Raw genomic sequence first — 16,372 nt, 5'->3', positions numbered from 1 at the left:
ATACTAAAGTTATCATTAAGTATATGTAAATAATTGAAGTAATTATGGGGCATGCGGGCATGATCATATACTTATATCAGGGATATGGGGCAAGGATTTGAGCGGGTACCGGCTTAGTTTTCGGTTTCGAGGAAGAAGTATACTACCAGGATCTTTGCATCCTCCTCTCCTATGTTGGCGGGTTTATGTCCCAGGCGGCCGTCGAAGAAAAGGGAATCGCCCTCGTTGAGGATATATTTATCGTTCTCTATCTGGTATTCTACGCTACCCTGCAGGATGTATTTGTACTCATAGGCATCTGTTTTTACCATTTGTGTACGGCGGGCGCCTTTTTTCAGTTCCAGGATCACAATATCTACCGGGTAGTTCTTTACATTTTTGGTAAGCACGCGTTTGTAGAGAAAGCCTTTGGCCGTTTCCTTTTCGAATACCTGGTAGGAGGCCTGTTGTTTAATAATAACGCGGCTGCTTTGCTGTTGCTGGCCAATTTCGTTAAAGAACTCGTTCATATCCAGGTTCAGGGAACGGATGATATTAACGAGCACCAGCAGGGAGGGTACAGTACGGTTATTCTCTATCTGTGAAATAAGCCCCTTACTAACAGCTGCCCGGTCGGCCAATTCCTGGATAGTAATACCTTTTGCTTTTCTTTTTTCTTTTATCTTATTGCTTATCTGGATAATGATATCTTCCGTCATATACTAATAAATTGTCATTGATTAGCCCAGCAACCGGACAAAGAAAGGGAATAGCGCGACAATTAGCAAGTTTTTTAGCTAACTATGCTCCTTCATATAATAAATTATATTTGTGTAAAATATATCAACCAAATGTTCAGCTTTGACCAGATCCTTGCAATAACCTTTACTTTATTCGCTGTAATAGATATAGTAGGCTCTGTGCCCGTGCTGCTTTCCCTGAAGGAGAAGCTGGGACATATTGACGCTGGTAAGGCCACGTTGGCCTCCGGGTTCCTGATGGTGGGCTTTTTACTGGTAGGCGAGCCTTTTCTGAGCCTGATGAGCGTGGACGTGCATTCTTTTGCGTTGGCGGGGTCTATTGTGATATTTGTGATAGGGCTGGAGATGATATTGGGGATAGAGTTCTTTAAGAGCAGCGACCAGGATACCAAAACGGGCAGTGTGGTGCCTATTGCGTTTCCGTTGATAGCCGGTTCTGGTACACTGACGACGATCATGTCATTAAAAGCGAATTTTGGCGAGTATAATATATTAACGGGCATCCTGGTCAACCTGATCATTATTTATGTGGTGCTACGGTCCCTGAGCTGGATAGAACGGATACTGGGCAAGGCGGGGCTGATGGTGGTGCGTAAGTTTTTTGGGGTGATATTGCTGGCCATAGCGGTGAAGATCTTTAAGAACAACTTAAACATGTAGAAATTGCATTTTGCAATTCAGCGCTAAAAACCTTAGTTTTGCCTTCCTTCCTGGCTCAAGGGCCAGGGTTTGAAGAAAGCGGCCTCGTAGTACAATGGATAGTATAAGAGTTTCCGAAGCTCCAGATCCAAGTTCGATTCTTGGCGAGGCCACAAAATGAGAAAAGGCTTTAGGTGATTGCACTTAAGGCCTTTTTTAATTTGAAGTGTCTTAACCTCCTGTTATAACCCATAAAACCATTGTAACATGCAGCACCAAGAATTTGCCCCTCCCCACGCATTACGTGATATCATAAAATGCTTCTGGTACGACAGCATCAACCTGGGCGCATTACCATCCAATTTTGAAGTATTACCGGATGGCTACGCCGAAATTATTTTCCATTTCGGGGGCGCGTGTAGCCTTGTATCTGATGATGGTCTGCAGCCATTGCCCTCCCCGTTTATTATGGGGCTGCTTAACCAGCCTGCCGTTTTTAATACGAAAGACCGTATGGAGATCATTGCTATCAGGTGTTTTCCGTGGACGGTGTTTGATCTGCTTGGGCTACCATCCGGCAAAGATGGCCTGCGCATACTGGAGCATCCTATAACCCGGTTGCAAGCCACATTAGACACGTGCATCCGTGCCGGCAGGATAGATGAAGCGCTGGCGCAGCTACAACAGTATCTACTGGACGCCAGGGCGCGGATCACAATTGACAATACATTATTCAAAGCAGGTACTGCTATGCGGGAAGCCAACGGCGCCATAGCGGTAAGCCAGGTAGCGGCAGCAGCGCATGCTACGGTACGTACATTGGAAAGGAAGTTCAAACAGTCTTCCGGTTACAGCGTTAAAGACGTCTCCGGTCTGATACGTTTTGAGCAGGCACGCAACCAACTATGGCATTATCCAGACTCCAATATTGCCGGCCTGGCGCAGGAGCTGGGTTATACAGATCAATCTCACCTGAGCAGGGAATTTAAGCGCTACACCGGTACTACGCCGGCAGCATTCGCGCGGAAGCACAGAGGGAAAACCGGGCAGTAAGGATTTTGTCGTGTTTGTACAAGCTTAGGGCAGCGGCAATGCGGAATTTTGTGTAACAATCATGTTATATGAAAGCTACACTCGAAAATGCAGCCAACTATCCTTTCTACGATGTTATCATTTCCGGGGCAGGGCCTGTGGGCCTGTTCCTTGCCTGTGAACTAGCCCTGGCAAAGTGTTCCATCTTAATATTAGAAAAGGCGGAGCATCCACTATCACCATTAAAACAATTGCCTTTTGGTATACGGGGCCTCTCCTCCCCTACCATTGAAGCGCTTTACCGCCGTGGGTTGCTAGATGAACTGGAAGTACCCAAACACCTTAAAAATCCATTTGCTACTACACAAGGACCGCAGCCCAGCCGGCAGGCGGGGCATTTTGCCGGTATCCCATTTCATTATGACAATATTGATACCTCACAGTGGGCGTATCGCCTGCCAGGTTCGACTGATACCAGTATGATATCTGAAATGGCGGAGCTTGAATCTGTGCTGGCCCGCCGTGCAGAGGCTTTGGGGGTAGTGATCCAACGCGGGCTGGCTGTTACAGATCTTCAACAAAGCGAACATGGGGTAGCTGTTCAATCAGGCGACCAATCTTTTATCGCTAAATGGCTGGTGGGTTGCGATGGTAGCCGGAGTGTTGTGCGCAAAATAGCCGGTTTTGAATTTGCCGGTACAGAACCGGCATTTACCGGTTACACTGCGAAAGTGGATATTGCCGATCCGGAGCAACTTAAACCCGGCCGGAATATGACGCCCACCGGCATGTATTTTCAATCCCAGCCAGGTTACCTGATGATGCAGGATTTCGATGGCGGAGCGTTTCATCATGCGGACAAACCTATCACGCGTGAACATGTGCAGGGGTTACTACGCCGGATCTCGGATACGGATGTTACTATCAGCGCCCTGCATGTAGCCACCACCTGGACAGACCGTGCCCGGCAGGCCACCGCCTACCGCAAGGGCCGGGTACTTTTAGCCGGAGATGCTGCGCATATTCATTCACCCCTGGGCGGCCAGGGACTTAACCTGGGGTTGGGCGACGCCATGAACCTAGGCTGGAAGCTGGCCGCCACCATTCAACAGAAAGCGCCCGAAGGTTTGCTGGACAGCTATCATACGGAACGGCATCCTATTGGCGCGCAGGTACTGGATTGGTCGCGCGCACAGGTGGCTATTATGCGGCCGGACCCGGATGCCCGTGCGCTGCATGCCATTATCCATGACCTTATGCATACACGCGATGGCGCTACTTATTTTGCGGGAAGAGTATGGGGTGTTTTGACGCATTATGATCTTGGTGGCGGTCATCCGCTAGTTGGTTATAGTGTTCCCGATTTTACGTTTGAAAATGGGAAAACCCTTGGGGAGCTAATGTATGATGGCCAGGGGATATTGCTTGATCTTGATGGTCATGATACGCTTAAGAAGGTGGCTGGTGAATATGGTATTAGATATATTTCTGGTAGCGTAAAAGACCGTTTAGGTGTAAGCGCTGTATTGATACGCCCAGATGGCATTGTGGCCTGGGCGGCTGATAAGGAGCCGGATTACAGCGAACTGCGAAAAGCTGCTGGTAATTGGTTCCGGAAGCAGTCATAGAATTGAACTTCTCACCCATGCTATTTGAACCTTACAACAATCCCCTTTAACACCATCCTCGCTTTCTTTGTATCACAAAACAAATGAAAGCAACATGAAAACAATATTCATTACAGGAACCTCCAGCGGTCTGGGAAAAGCGGCCGTGCGCCTGTTTCATAACAATGGCTGGAAAGTGATCGCCACCATGCGCGATACTACAAAAGCCTCATTTGATGACATGGAACATGTAACCGTGTTACCGCTGGATATTGCGGATCCGGCGCAGATCAATGCCATTGTTGCGCAGGTCATTGCCGCTGGCGAAATAGATGTGGTATTGAACAATGCCGCCTACGGCGCTATGGGACCATTAGAGGGGCTAAGCGAAGAGCAGTTAAGGAAACAGGTGGATACCAACCTGCTGGGCGCTATCCGGATCACGCAGGCATTTGTACCACATTTCAGGAACAAAAAAAGCGGCCTATTCGTGAATATCACTTCAATTGCCGGTTTAGTTACTTTCCCGTTCGATAGCATTTACCATGCAGTAAAATTTGGCCTGGAAGGTTTTAGTGAAGCCATGAGCTATGAGCTGGCGCCGTGGGGTATTAGTATTAAAACGGTGGCGCCTGGTTTTATACGCACGGCATTTGCATCCAATATTGTGCATACGCCGGCGGCTCCTTACCAGGATTTAATGGACCGGTATATGGGCGTGGTGACCGGTATGATGGATCCCAATACCAGCGGGTCAACACCGGAAGAGGTGGCCGCCGTTGTTTATGAGGCGGTAACGGATGGAAAGAAAAAGGTGCATTATACGGCAGGCGCTGACGCGAAAGGTATGTACGAGCGCCGTTTGGAGGTAGGACCGGAAGCATCCCGCGAAGAGATGGGCGCGCTGTTCTTAGGCCAATAGGTAATATATGACTCTCCTGAACAAGGCTATGACAGTATAGGCATAGCCTTGTTTTAATTATATTTGATATCATGTCAAACCCAACAGATCCTACCGTTCCTCAAATTGTTTATTCCTGCGTTTCTAAACGGGTGATAGATGGGGAATTGTTTATACGCCAGCATGTGATCGACTATATTATTTCCGGCAGCTCGATGGTGTATTTTGGGAATAAGGCGCAGACCTATAATGCGGGCGATTTCCGGTTTGCCGTCAAGAACAGGCTGAGCAAGTTTGTAAAGCAGCCCCCTGATGGCGGTGAATACCGTTCCGTATCTATTTGTATTGACCAGGATACTTTGCTGGAAATGTCTGCCCCTTACCAGCGGAGTATTGCGGCCAGCCGGCCCTATGACAATGTATTTTTGCTGCAGCCCAATACCCTTTTCCGGAACTATATGGATTCTTTGGCGCCGTACCTGGAAAATAGTCAACAAATTACCGGGGAACTGTTAAAGACCAAGATCAAGGAGGCGGTGCTTATTTTCCTGGGCGCTAATCCTGATCTGAAGCACCTGCTGTTTGATTTCAGCGAACCGGGTAAGATAGACCTGGAGGCTTTTATGGAAGAGCATTATCAATACGATGGCGACCTGCAGCATTTTGCCTACCTGACGGGGCGCAGCGTTTCTACTTTTAAACGTGATTTTGAAAAGATCTATCATACCACGCCGGGTAAATGGCTGATCCAGAAAAAGCTGGAAGCGGCGCACCTGCTTTTAAAACAGAAAAAGATGAAACCCACGGAGGTATTCCTGGAGGTAGGTTTTAATGATTATTCGCATTTCTCCACCGCTTTTAAGAAACAGTTTGGCGCGGCGCCGTCAATGGTGTAATAAGGCCATTTGGCCATTCGCCCGGGTTGATTTGGCCAGCAAAATGGCTTAGCTTTATATGGTTATGAAACACTTAACCATCCTTGTCCCGGACGGACATAATAACCTGAGCAGCATGGTAGGCTCCTGGAAAATATTTACCCGCGCCAATCAGTATTGGGTAAAGCAGGGGCGGGAGCCCGTTTTTGAGGTGCAGCTGGCCGGCCTGTCTGAAGCGGTAGAACTATATGATGGACTTTTTACTATTAAACCCCATACGGCTGCGTTAAAAATAAAGCACACCGATCTTATCATCATCCCCTCCCTCAATCACTGCTTTGAGGAAACGATGGCCTTAAACCAGGAGCTGGCAGACTGGATAAAATGGCAATATAACCAGGGCGCCGCGGTGGCCAGCATCTGCACCGGCGCATTCCTGCTGGCGGCTACCGGTTTACTGGATGGCAAAACCTGCTCTACCAACTGGGCCGTTAAAGACGCTTTTATTTCCATGTTCCCGGAGGTAACGCTACTGCCAGACCGCCTGATAACAGACGAGCATAATATCTATACTAATGGCGGCGCTTTCTCTTTCCTTAACCTGATCATTTACCTGATCGAAAAATATTATGACCGTCCAACGGCTATTTACTGCGCCAAGGTGTTCCAGATAGATATTGGGCGCAGCAGCCAATCGCCCTTTATTATATTCACCGGGCAAAAGGATCACGATGATGAAGCGGTAAAAAAAGCGCAGGATATGATGGAAGCCAACCCCGGCGAGCGGATCGCCATTGGCAAACTGGCCACGCAGGTAGCCGTTAGCCGGCGCAATTTTGACCGGCGTTTCATTAAAGCTACCGGCAATACGCCATTGGAATACTGGCAGCGGGTAAAGATAGAAGTAGCAAAAAAAGCGTTTGAGAATACGGTGAAAACGATCAGTGAAGTGATGTATGAAGTGGGGTATTCTGATGAAAAAGCATTCCGGGAGATCTTCCGTAAGATCACGGGCTTATCGCCGCTGGATTACCGGGGCCGGTATCATAAGAACGTGATGGCGGGGTAAAAATGAAAGACCGGGGCTCCCGCTTCCCAACGGAAATCCCCGGCCTTGTGATATATAATTGTTCAGCTTATAGTCAGCCGTTTATTTAACGTTTTCTGCGGCGCTGATGATCACTTTAGCAACGGCCTGCGGCTGGGAAATGAATACCACGTGGCTGCCTTTTATCTCTGTTACTTTAGCATTAGCTCGTTTGTACATTTCACGCTGGATAGAAGGCACAATGGCTTTATCCTCTGTAGATACTATTGCATAAGCAGGTTTCTCTTTCCAGGCTACATTTGTAACAGGTGTTCCAAATGCGCTACCATACAGGGTACCCTGTGAGGCGGCCATAAAATCAGCGTCTTCTTTGCTGATGTCTGCGCAGAAACCTGCATGATATTTAGCTCTGTCATAGTACACAATACCGTTTGCATCCGGGGCAAGGATACCAGCTTCTGGTGCGGCGGGCGCGCTGCTGATCCATTTTACGGCGGTCTCGCCCTGGTCAGGCATAAAGGCGGCTACATACACCAGGCCGGCCACTTTGGGGTTAAGACCTGCCTGTGTGATCACTACGCCCCCCCATGAATGGCCTACCAGGATAGCGGGACCATCCAGCTGATCCAGTGCAGCGTTGGTAGCGGCAACATCTGCTTCGAGTGAGCTCAGGGGATTCTGTACTACGGTTACATGATAGCCTTTTGCTACTAAGATCTTGTACACGTTTTTCCATCCGGAGCCATCTGCGAAGGCGCCATGTACAAGTACTACGTTCTTAACCTGGGCGCTAGCCCCTGCAATGTTTAATAAGATAAAGGCAACAGCGACTAATACGCTTTTCAGTTTGTTTGTCAGGGTTGAAGTTTTCATTGTTCTGTTTCGTTGATATTTTTGTTCCGATCAACGACACAAAGGTGCAGCAAGAACCCTGGCTATGGAATGCACATTTTGCCCAAAGAGTTGCCAATTTTTCCCGAAGGTCTACAGATCATATCTATCGCAGCGCCGGAACATGATAAACTGCTTTTGGGAAAGGAAATCGCCCGGTTGCGGCCAGGCCTGGGCATATGTATATATGATCTCCGTACCCAGATCCCAGGCTACGTTATTGAGTATACATTCTGCAATGATCTCGCCGTCCGGTTGCCGGGCTATATATAGTTTGAGCCAGTTAAATTGCTGATCCGGCAGGTTCTGCTGCAGCGCTGTCTTGAGCAGCGCAAACAACGCATCCTCTTCCGGCATGCTGTTCCAGGTACCTTGTAAGCTCATAATACCAGGCCTGGGATGCCAAAGGATCTCACGGCCGGTGGCGGTGGATATAAAATCCAGATCCGGTTGGTGATTGCAGGTAAAACTTTCTACAATGGGCGGGAATATGGTTCCCACGTAATTATTTACCGCGCTGGCAATGCCTTCGCCCAGTTCCCGGCCCAAACCAGCCACGTGCACCTCAATACCTTCTGGAAAGTAAACCGGATGGAGTGTAAGTACATCCAGCTGCACTACATACGCGTTTGGATGCTCATTGATCCGGCCAATAGAAGGGACGATGGCAAACTCGCCGTTCACTTCCAGGATGTCAAATTCCGGCGAGGGAATGGCTTGATACTGTAAGATCGCCAGCTGTTCCGTCATTGTTTTCATGAGGTGTAAGTGCATGACGGACTCATAGTCCTCTTCTTCTCCGGGCTTAGGTTTCTTTTTAAACCAGTCAAATAGTTTCATAGGTATAAATAGGAAAGGGTCCTGCAAGATACATTGCAGGACCCTCTTTATGATCAGCGGGGATCAATAAAATTTAGGCGGAGGGTTGAGCGTGAGGTTTTGCTGCTGGTGCCAGTAGGGATAGATGGTGGGGGTATCGCTGGCGGTATCCAGGCGTTTGATCTGCGCTGTTGTAAGGCTCCAGCCTACTGCGCCCAGGTTATCCATTAATTGGGCCTCGTTACGGGCGCCAAAAAGGATACTGGCTACCGTTGGCCTTTGCAGCAGCCAGTTAAGTGCCACCTGCGCCACGGTTTTACCGGTGGCGGCGGCTACCTCGTCCAGCGCATCCACGATATTATACAGCAGCTCCTCGTTCACCGCCATATCCGGCACCGGGCTGCCGCCCTGCGCTACCCGGCTATCTTTGGGCAGGGGATGATTGCGGCGGTATTTGCCCCCCAGCCGGCCGGCCGCTAACGGCGACCATACAATAGCGCCTACCCGCTGGTCCATGCCCAGGGGCATCAGCTCCCATTCATACTCCCGGTTCAGTAAAGAGTAGTATACCTGGTGGGCAATATACCGGTTCCAGCCAAAACGGTCTGCGATACCCAGGGATTTCATGAGGTGCCAGCCGGAGAAATTAGAGGCGGCCAGGTAGCGGATCTTACCACTTTGTACCAGGTCGTCCAATGCGCGCAGGGTTTCTTCTACGGGCGTATTGCCGTCAAAGCCGTGCATGTGGTATAAATCGATATAGTCTGTACGTAAACGTTTCAGGCTGCCCTCCACCTGCCTGATAAGGCGGTAGCGGGATGAGCCCTGGCTATTGGGGCCATCGCCAAAAGGGAAAGTGGATTTGGTAGAGAGGATCATCCGGTCCCGTTTACCTTCCATGGCCTTTCCCAGGATCTCCTCAGACAATCCCTGGGAGTAGATATCTGCCGTATCAAACAGGTTAATGCCTGCATCCAGGCAAAGGTCCAGCAGCCGGGCAGCTTCCTCTACCTGCGTGCTGCCCCATGCCTTAAAGAATTCATTTCCTCCTCCAAAAGTAGCGGTGCCAAAACTTAATACTGACACCTGTAAACCTGATGCGCCTAATTGCCTGTATTCCATATGTAATTATTTAGGTGTTGATGGGTAATAAATATCCGGAAAAGCGGTGACAACTTATCCCTATTTTTTTGCATAGCGCTATAATAACAAACCCTCCCGTTGGAGCGGGAGGGCTTGTATCGTTCTCGATGCTACATCACTGTTTTATCCAGCAAATTGTCCTACCTGGTATTCGCCAGGCATGGAAGCGAATGCTATATTGAGCCGGTTCCAGGTATTGATCTGGACAATGGCCAGCGTAAGGTCCGCAATCTCCCCCTTGGAGAAAAATTTTGTGAGCGGATCAAATATGCTGTCTGTCACCGGCCCCAGGTTCACGTTTGTAACCGCTTCCGCATAGGCCAGCGCCGCTCTTTCCTTTTCACTGTAATAAGGGCATTCCCTCCATGCGCTTACTGAATATAAACGCTGCTCTGTTTCGCCTGTATGAATAGCCTCTTTAAAGTGCATATCCAGGCAGTAAGCGCAACCATTGATCTGCGATACCCGGTAACAAAGCAGGTTGCTCAGTTTTGGGTCAAGTCCGGAATCTTTAAGATAGTGCTCCGATTGAAACAAACCGTCTGTAATTCCCTTAGGCGCATCTGCCAGCGTGATTCTCTGCGTACTCATTGTCTTCACATTTAGATTTAAAACGATGATTTACGCTAGGAAGACAAGGGAACATGCGATATGTGACAGAAAAGAGCTTATTTTTTTATTCCGTCCATAAAGTGCCGGTGGAATAGGTTCTGGCGCGGCCGGAGATCAGTACCCTATCGCCCTCATCCACACAATGCAACGTACCCATCCTTTCTGACAGCTGTAGGGCGTTCATTTCTTTTTTACCTAACTGCTCACTCCAATAGGGGATCAACGAGCAGTGCGCAGAGCCTGTTACGGGATCTTCGAACAGGGAGGCCTGTGTGGTGAAGAAACGGGATACAAAATCTACCTTATCCCCTTTTGCGGTAATGATCACGCCGCCGGGGTCCAGGTTGATCTTGTCAAACAACTGGCGGTTGATACGGATATCCCGCACATCCTGTTCCTGGTCGTATACCAGCACATAATCACGCGCCTTTAACACTTCACGCGGCGCCTTGTTCAGGGATTGCAAAATGTTATCCGGCAGCGGGGCGGCCACCGGTTTACGGGAGGGGAAGTTGAGGGTATACCGGCCGTCCTTTACCGCTACCTCCAGCGGGCCGCTGTTGGAGCTGAATACGATATTATCTCCGGGATACTGCAGGATAGTTTTGATAGCGTGGGCAGCCGCCAGGGTGGCATGGCCGCAGAGATCCATCTCAATATCCGGCGTAAACCAGCGGAGCGCAAAACCATCGCCCTGTGGAATAAAAAAAGCTGTTTCAGAAACATAGTTCTCTTTGGCGATGGACTTCAGCAACTCATCTGCCGGCCATTGTTCCAATGGCACTACGCAGGCGGGGTTACCCCTGAAAAGCTGATCCGTAAAGGCATCAATTTGATAAAGTGGCAGTTGCATAAGATGGATTTAATGTGTAAGTACCTTTTATAACTGTTACCGCTTCTCCGGAAAACACGGTGCGGTCGCCTTCCTGTCTTACTTTTACCACACCGCCGCGTGCAGAGGCCTGGTAGGCTGTCATGGATTGCTTACCCAGTTGCTGCGCCCAGTATGGGGCTAATGCGCAATGTGCGGCGCCTGTTACGGGATCTTCATTTATGCCTACGCAGGGGGCGAACATGCGGGATATAAAATCAAATGGGGAACCGGGGTCTCCTTTTGCAGTGACCACGATCCGCGGATGATTGACCAGCCGGGAAAAGTCTGGCGTAAGCGCGCGTACTTCCGCTTCTGTGGCCAGCTCTACCAGGTAACGGTTCAGGATAAACATGGCATTAACCGGGTTCACGCCCAGGATGTCGCGTATCTCCTGTGGTAATGGTACCTGGTGGCCCAGCAGGGAAGGAAAGTTCAGTGCTATCCAGCCATCATGCTGCGCTGCGCTGAGCCAGCCGCTGAGCGTATTAAAAGTGATGGTTTCCTGTTTGGGCACTATGCCCTCTTCCCACAGCACATGCGCGGTGGCCAGCGTGGCATGGCCACACAATGGCACTTCTACTACCGGGGAGAACCAGCGCAGCTGAAAACCTTCTTCATTACGGTATACAAAAGCCGTTTCCGATACGTTATTTTCCGCGGCTATTTGCTGCATCATGGTTTCTGTAACCGTATCATCCACTATGCATACGGCCGCCGGGTTTCCCTTAAAGGGAATTTTTGTAAAGGCGTCTACCTGGTAAAAAGGAATGTTCATATGTTCTGGTTTGATACTGCAAAATTCTGTAAAATACCCAGACCATTACAGATTCAGTTTTGAGAATTTTGACCATATCAGATTGGGTGCACAACATTTTGTACTTTAGGTGCTGCAAGATCATTATGCAAGAGGATAAACAACACCGCGTTTCGGAATACGGCACTATGGATAGTGTTATCTGGACCTTCGACGGGATCCAGGCGGGGCATTCCATCTCAAAATTTCACACACTTACCAGCTTTCCGGGCAGTAGCGATACTGATGTGGTGCGTTTTCATTTTGGGATGAAGGGGGATTACAGTTTTTCCTATAAGCAGCTTAACCGCAGCTATGACCTTATTGGCGGCCATCATAATATCATGTACTCAAAAGGGTTTGATATTGAGGTGCAGAATAAAACGCTGGAGCTGGAGATCTTTGGCATCCAGTTCCCAAAAGCGCTGTTTGTGCAGTTTACCCAGCAGGCCAACGCTCCCTTACAACGTTTTGCAGAAAATATATTACAAGGTAAGAATGTAATGCTCTCTGAGCGATGGGGCAGTATAGATGCGCCTATACAACAGGTGCTGCAACAGATCATCCACTGCAAATACGGCGGTGATCTGAAGAAGCTGTTCCTGTTATCTAAAAGCATAGAATTGCTGGTATTATGCGCAGAATCTTACGAGGCGGCCAATGCCAGGCAGGACGCGTTCCTGAAAAGCAAAACGGATAAAGAAAAGATCATTGCTGTGCGGGACCTGATCAATGAACGGGTGCACTGTCCGCCTAATCTTTCCGAGATCGCCAGAACGGTGGGCCTGAACGAGTATAAACTTAAACGCGGGTTTAAAGAAACCTTTAACAATACAGTATTTGGTTATCTTACAGAGCAGCGCCTGCAGCTGGCGCACCAGTATTTGCGGGATACGCAGAAAACCGCGGCAGAGATCTCCTTTGAATTGGGGTATGCCACGCCCCAGCATTTCAATAATGCTTTTAAGAAAAAGTTTGGCGTAACTCCTTTTTCCATTAGAAATAATCCGTAAAACGCAATCATCCCCTGCGGCAAAGACGCTAATATTGTGCTCATAAACCAAAAATATTATGAACACGCCATTACTTGTAAAGAACAGCATCACTATTAATGCGCCTGCGGCTAAAGTGTGGGACGCGCTTGTGAACCCTGCACAGACCAAAAAATATATGTTTGGCTGCGAAACCGTGTCTGACTGGAAGATAGGCAGCCCCCTGCTGTGGAAAGGCACCTTTAACGGGGTGGAACTGGTGGCCGTAAAAGGGGATATTGTAGCGCTGGTACCTGAAAAACACCTGGCCTATACTACCATTGATCCTAATAATGCTGATATAGCAGATGTACCGGAAAACTACCTGACGGTAACTTATGACCTGGAAGAACAAGGCGGCCAAACACAGCTGACCGTTAGCCAGGGTGATTATTCAAAGGTGGCAGAAGGCCAGCGGAGATATGAGGAAACCGCAGGATCAGATGGATGGCAGCCTATCCTGGTGGAGATCAAAAAACTGGTGGAAGCCGAGTAAGCCTGCGAATGGTTTAGTATAAAAATGATACTATTTTAACAAGTGCGCTGAGGTGCCCGAAACATGGGAGAAGCCTTGGAGAGCATTGTCAAAATAGTATCATGCTTTAGGAGGTAACGAACTTTAGGGGATCACTGTCACTCCCTCGATATCATCCAACCGGGCAATGATACCCCAGCCATAGAAGTCGTTGGATACGCCTATCAGCAGTTCATTGTCCCCGGCTTTTAGCGGCAGTGTAAAGGAGCAGTTGTTCACCGCGCAGCGGCCTTCCGGCTCTTTCATACCCGGGGAGCCGAACAGGTTTTTATCCACATAGGCCAGACGGCGGTTCAGGAATACCCATACCTCGTCACTAAAGCCAAGATCCATACGGTGTTTCTGGTCTGTAGCCACATGTAGTTTTACTTTTAACCATATGGCGCTGCGGTGAAACCGGTTCTCTCCGTAGAGGCGGGTAAGGTTTACCAGCCCGCGGCGTTCCGCGGTTATATTATCCCAGGAGATATCCTTAGGCAGGTTGCGCTCATATAACTCCTGGCCAAAGGGCAGCAGCACCGGTGCGCTCTTAGCCCAATGCCGGATATAGCGGGGATCAAAGGCGGTGGGGTCTGCTCCCTCCTCCGGGGAAACGCCTGCTGTTTCATTGGGTTTCAGTACCAGGTTGGCAATAGCCTGCTTGCCATCAAAAGCTATTGTACCACTGGTGGTATTACCTTCCAGCCGGGGTATCTCCATTACCGGGTTGCGCATGTCGTTGATATAGGCGCGCATTTGCCTGCCATTTATTACCAGCTTAATATGGTTCCATTCATCTTTTTTATAGGTAGCAGGGCCCTGGAACTGGGGTAACATATCCCAGAGGTTCACTCCTTTTATGATGGGGGTGTACTGTATGGCATATATAGCGCCGGGACTTGATCCGCCCCGTACGCGCATGTAAAAGCATTCGCTTTCCAGCGTATCCACATACCGGAAATACATGTTGGCAAAAAAGGAGTCTATCGGGGCAACATCAAATTCAATGGTACCGTTAGCGAACTTCAGGTCTTTTGATACTACCGGCCCTTTATAATCCATTATCCGCAGGGCAGGCTTTCCCTTATAATCCTCAAATACGGCGGCGCCGGGTTTAAAATCCCAGTGCTGGGACGTTAAGGGTACGGTGATCTCCCCTTTTTTTGTTTGGGCCATTACAGCGGCAGGTAAACAAATCGCAAACAGGTACAGCAATGCTTTTTTTCCCATGGTTCTTTTTTGGCCAAAGGTGGGTGGAAAAACATACCGGCCCTTTTCAAAGCCTGTTCAAGCTGGGAGCAAGTTTGTTCAGGGACATAAACAACTGTAAATCAATACCCAGATCAATACTGGCGGTTCAGTAACAAGGTAGCCAGTTCCAGCAGGGGACGTTTATTTACCGCCGGTACGGACATACTTTCCAGGTGTTGCAGGGCCAGATGCTGCAGCCGGTCCTTTTCCTTCAGGGCCCAATCGCCCACCTTACAATCCTTGTAAAGCTGTAACACTGCCGGTATCTTATCGGCTATAGGCAGGGCAAGTAATTCCTGCAACAGGGATTTTTGCGCGTTATTACACAATTCATAGGCTTTTACCAGCAGGAAGGTTTTTTTATTGGTGATGATATCATCCCCGGGTTGTTTACCTGTTTTCCGGAAATCGCCAAAGGCATCCAGGTAATCATCCTGTACCTGGAAGGCAGTGCCCAGGTATTTGCCAAAGGCATACAGGTGCTCCTGGTCGTCTGTAAAGGCCCCGCCTATGATAGCGCCTATCTGCAGGCTGGCCGCTACCAGCACGGCTGTTTTAAGGGTGATCATCTGCAGGTAGTCCTGGTAGGCGATGCTTTGCAGGGGCAGGGTTTCCATGTCCAGGTCCATTTGCTGGCCTTCGCAAACGGCTCTTGCCGCTTCATTAAAGGTCTGCATCACTTTATGCTTATACCTGCCCTGGATACGGTTCAGGTATTCATAGGCGTATAACAGGATGGTATCGCCGGTGAGGATGGCTGTGGGCGTATTATACCTGATATGCACCGCAGGTTTGCCCCGCCGCAGCGGTGTGCGGTCTATCACATCATCATGCACCAGTGCAAAATTATGATACAGCTCTATGGCATTGGCTGCCTGGAATGCATCCAGCTGTAGAGGACCGGTCAATACATTACCCATCAGGCACAGTACAGGGCGTATACGTTTGCCCCGGTTATCCAGCACATAAGCAATGGCATTGTACAGATTAGCAGGCGTGGAAGGGAAAAGGCGGTCCTTGAACTGGTTTTCAAATTCGGCCAGCAACAGCTCAAAGGAGGGCATAACAGGGACGGCATCTTCAATATAGAGATGGGGTTCCATGGGTCAAGTTTTTTAACAAGTTAGCCCAGGTTTCATGAAATGGCACAGCAGTAAGCATTTGACGCTGATGAGCTCATATTTGCAGGCATATTATGAACGGCTGAGGTTGTTAATATTTACCGGTTGCTGGCATTATTATTGGAACCATCCTCTATAAAAAACCTCCATTTTATGAAGACAATGAAAAAACTGCCCACCCTGCTGTTTGCCATGGCCGTTGGCCTTTCTGCTACCCTGATAGCCAGCGAAACCCAGGCACAGGTAGATACGGCTATTAAGAAAGTAGGCCAAACCGGTAAGAAGGTAGGCCAGAAAACCGCTTCTGTAGCCGTAAAAGGCGCATCTGCCGTAAAGGATAAAGTATATAAAGGTAAAGAAGGCCCGGACGGACAGACTGTTTATATTGACAAAATGGACCGCAAATACTATGTGGATGATAAGGGTAAAAAGATCTATCTGAAGAAGTCTGAGATCCGGGATAAACAGGACTAAAACCCGT

General features: G+C 49.0%; 18 protein-coding genes and 1 tRNA gene. 10 read left to right on the top strand and 9 right to left on the bottom strand.

Annotated features, from left to right (window positions below):
* Positions 1-113 precede the first annotated feature (113 nt).
* Entirely contained in the window at positions 114-698 is a 585-nt protein-coding gene (locus F0L74_RS05335; protein ID WP_149836774.1) for a helix-turn-helix domain-containing protein, read from the bottom strand.
* A gap of 132 nt (positions 699-830) precedes the next feature.
* Here F0L74_RS05335 and F0L74_RS05330 point away from each other — a divergent pair, with 132 nt between their 5' ends.
* The 7 genes from F0L74_RS05330 to F0L74_RS05300 all read left to right on the top strand — a co-directional run bounded on the left by F0L74_RS05330 (position 831) and on the right by F0L74_RS05300 (position 6,863).
* Entirely contained in the window at positions 831-1,400 is a 570-nt protein-coding gene (locus F0L74_RS05330; protein ID WP_149836773.1) for a MarC family protein, read from the top strand.
* An 80-nt stretch (positions 1,401-1,480) separates the two neighbouring features.
* Positions 1,481-1,552 (top strand) — tRNA-Arg (locus tag F0L74_RS05325).
* Positions 1,553-1,646: 94 nt separating this feature from the next.
* A complete protein-coding gene (locus tag F0L74_RS05320) occupies positions 1,647-2,432 on the top strand; it encodes a helix-turn-helix domain-containing protein (protein WP_213086895.1) in 786 nt (261 codons plus the stop codon).
* Between the two features lie 68 nt (positions 2,433-2,500).
* Positions 2,501-4,039, top strand: coding sequence for an FAD-dependent monooxygenase (locus F0L74_RS05315; RefSeq protein WP_149836772.1), 1,539 nt, complete (start codon positions 2,501-2,503; stop codon positions 4,037-4,039).
* Between the two features lie 94 nt (positions 4,040-4,133).
* Complete coding sequence (locus F0L74_RS05310) at positions 4,134-4,940, top strand: SDR family oxidoreductase (protein ID WP_149836771.1); 807 nt, start codon at positions 4,134-4,136, stop codon at positions 4,938-4,940.
* 71 nt (positions 4,941-5,011) lie between these two features.
* Positions 5,012-5,815 carry a helix-turn-helix domain-containing protein gene (locus tag F0L74_RS05305; protein ID WP_149836770.1) on the top strand — a complete coding sequence of 268 codons (804 nt, stop codon included), beginning with the start codon at positions 5,012-5,014 and terminating at the stop codon, positions 5,813-5,815.
* 64 nt (positions 5,816-5,879) lie between these two features.
* Positions 5,880-6,863, top strand: coding sequence for a GlxA family transcriptional regulator (locus tag F0L74_RS05300; RefSeq protein WP_149836769.1), 984 nt, complete (start codon positions 5,880-5,882; stop codon positions 6,861-6,863).
* An 81-nt stretch (positions 6,864-6,944) separates the two neighbouring features.
* On the opposite strand, the gene F0L74_RS05295 is transcribed toward F0L74_RS05300, so the two are convergent.
* The 6 genes from F0L74_RS05295 to F0L74_RS05270 all read right to left on the bottom strand — a co-directional run bounded on the left by F0L74_RS05295 (position 6,945) and on the right by F0L74_RS05270 (position 11,956).
* Complete coding sequence (locus F0L74_RS05295) at positions 6,945-7,715, bottom strand: alpha/beta fold hydrolase (RefSeq protein ID WP_149836768.1); 771 nt, start codon at positions 7,713-7,715, stop codon at positions 6,945-6,947.
* Between the two features lie 111 nt (positions 7,716-7,826).
* Positions 7,827-8,573 carry a DUF6348 family protein gene (locus F0L74_RS05290; protein ID WP_149836767.1) on the bottom strand — a complete coding sequence of 249 codons (747 nt, stop codon included), beginning with the start codon at positions 8,571-8,573 and terminating at the stop codon, positions 7,827-7,829.
* Between the two features lie 63 nt (positions 8,574-8,636).
* Entirely contained in the window at positions 8,637-9,674 is a 1,038-nt protein-coding gene (locus F0L74_RS05285; protein ID WP_149836766.1) for an aldo/keto reductase, read from the bottom strand.
* A gap of 144 nt (positions 9,675-9,818) precedes the next feature.
* The gene (locus F0L74_RS05280) at positions 9,819-10,286 is read right to left on the bottom strand and encodes a carboxymuconolactone decarboxylase family protein (RefSeq protein ID WP_149836765.1); all 468 of its coding nucleotides are present in this window, start codon (positions 10,284-10,286) and stop codon (positions 9,819-9,821) included.
* A gap of 85 nt (positions 10,287-10,371) precedes the next feature.
* Positions 10,372-11,160: a PhzF family phenazine biosynthesis protein gene (locus F0L74_RS05275; RefSeq protein ID WP_149836764.1), complete on the bottom strand. Its 789-nt coding sequence runs from the start codon at positions 11,158-11,160 to the stop codon at positions 10,372-10,374.
* Positions 11,135-11,956 carry a PhzF family phenazine biosynthesis protein gene (locus F0L74_RS05270; protein ID WP_149836763.1) on the bottom strand — a complete coding sequence of 274 codons (822 nt, stop codon included), beginning with the start codon at positions 11,954-11,956 and terminating at the stop codon, positions 11,135-11,137. The genes F0L74_RS05275 and F0L74_RS05270 overlap by 26 nt, the downstream gene beginning before the upstream one ends.
* A 167-nt stretch (positions 11,957-12,123) precedes the next feature.
* On the opposite strand from F0L74_RS05270, the gene F0L74_RS05265 reads away from it, so the two are divergent.
* Both F0L74_RS05265 and F0L74_RS05260 read left to right on the top strand, forming a co-directional pair.
* On the top strand, positions 12,124-12,987 hold the full coding sequence (locus tag F0L74_RS05265; protein ID WP_213086894.1) for a helix-turn-helix domain-containing protein: 864 nt from the start codon (positions 12,124-12,126) through the stop codon (positions 12,985-12,987).
* A gap of 58 nt (positions 12,988-13,045) precedes the next feature.
* The gene (locus F0L74_RS05260; protein ID WP_149836761.1) at positions 13,046-13,501 is read left to right on the top strand and encodes an SRPBCC domain-containing protein; all 456 of its coding nucleotides are present in this window, start codon (positions 13,046-13,048) and stop codon (positions 13,499-13,501) included.
* 123 nt (positions 13,502-13,624) lie between these two features.
* Here the strand turns inward: F0L74_RS05260 and F0L74_RS05255 are convergent, their stop codons facing one another.
* Positions 13,625-14,749, bottom strand: coding sequence for a hypothetical protein (locus F0L74_RS05255; RefSeq protein ID WP_149836760.1), 1,125 nt, complete (start codon positions 14,747-14,749; stop codon positions 13,625-13,627).
* A gap of 113 nt (positions 14,750-14,862) precedes the next feature.
* Complete coding sequence (locus F0L74_RS05250) at positions 14,863-15,873, bottom strand: polyprenyl synthetase family protein (RefSeq protein WP_246197624.1); 1,011 nt, start codon at positions 15,871-15,873, stop codon at positions 14,863-14,865.
* Positions 15,874-16,044: 171 nt separating this feature from the next.
* Here F0L74_RS05250 and F0L74_RS05245 point away from each other — a divergent pair, with 171 nt between their 5' ends.
* A complete protein-coding gene (locus tag F0L74_RS05245; RefSeq protein ID WP_149836759.1) occupies positions 16,045-16,365 on the top strand; it encodes a hypothetical protein in 321 nt (106 codons plus the stop codon).
* Positions 16,366-16,372 lie beyond the last annotated feature (7 nt).

It is taken from the genome of Chitinophaga agrisoli (assembly GCF_008386695.1).
Taxonomy (GTDB): Bacteria; Bacteroidota; Bacteroidia; order Chitinophagales; family Chitinophagaceae; genus Chitinophaga; species Chitinophaga agrisoli.
The sequence above is the reverse complement of the archived record's forward strand: the minus strand, read 5'-3'. Positions and strand labels throughout refer to the sequence as shown.